Source organism: Aquiflexum gelatinilyticum, from assembly GCF_024741135.1.
Lineage (GTDB): Bacteria > Bacteroidota > Bacteroidia > Cytophagales > Cyclobacteriaceae > Cognataquiflexum > Cognataquiflexum gelatinilyticum.
The window spans coordinates 1-811 of record NZ_JANSUY010000044.1; the positions used below are offsets into that span (position 1 = coordinate 1).

General features: G+C 46.9%; 1 protein-coding gene. It reads right to left on the reverse strand.

Going from position 1 to position 811, the window contains the following annotated elements; genetic code table 11:
• Positions 1 to 811 (reverse strand): DUF7507 domain-containing protein (locus NU887_RS21075; protein WP_420839805.1); only part of this gene is annotated, 811 nt, incomplete at both ends.

Consider the following 811-nt stretch of genomic DNA (forward strand, 5'->3'; position numbering starts at 1 on the left):
GGCAAAGGTTGACTCAGCGGCAGTCTTGGTGATGAAAAGTGCAGGGCTTTGTGTTGCAGAAACTGATTCCGAAGCGGATACATTGACAGCACCAACAGAAGCCGAAGCAGTATTGTCCACTTTTCCTGCATCGATATCCGCCTGTGTGATTGTATAAGAAGTCGGTATTGACTGTGAAGCAGCAGGAGCCAAAGTTGCGATTGTTGTATTCAGACCGGTCAATGGATCACTTACAGCAACATTGCTCAAAGTCACATTACCTGTATTGGTCACGACAATGGTGTAGTTCAATACATCGCCGACCGCTTCAAAAGTATTTTCTGTTGCAGTCTTGGTGATTGAAAGCGCAGGACTCTGTGTTGCGGAAACAGACTCCGAAGCTGAGACATTTACCGTACCTACGGCTGCAGAAGCGGTGTTGTCCACTTTTCCTGCGTCGATATCAGCCTGCGTTACTGTGTAAGAAGTCGGAATGGATTCACTTGATCCAGGCGAAAGACTTGGAATAGAAGTGTTCAATCCTGTCAAAGGATCGCTTAAAGCAATGTTTTCCATTGTCACATTCCCTGTATTGGTCACGACGATGGTATAGTTCAATACATCTCCGACTGCATCAAATGTTGACTCGGTTGCAGTCTTGGTGATGGAAAGCGAAGGACTCTGTGTAGCGTTAACGGATTCCGCGGCAGAAACATTGATAGCACCTACAGCAGCAGAGGCGGTGTTGTCCACTTTTCCTGCATCGATATCGGCTTGTGTTACCAGGTAAGAAGTCAGAATGGATTCACTTGATCCAGGCGCAAGACTTGGA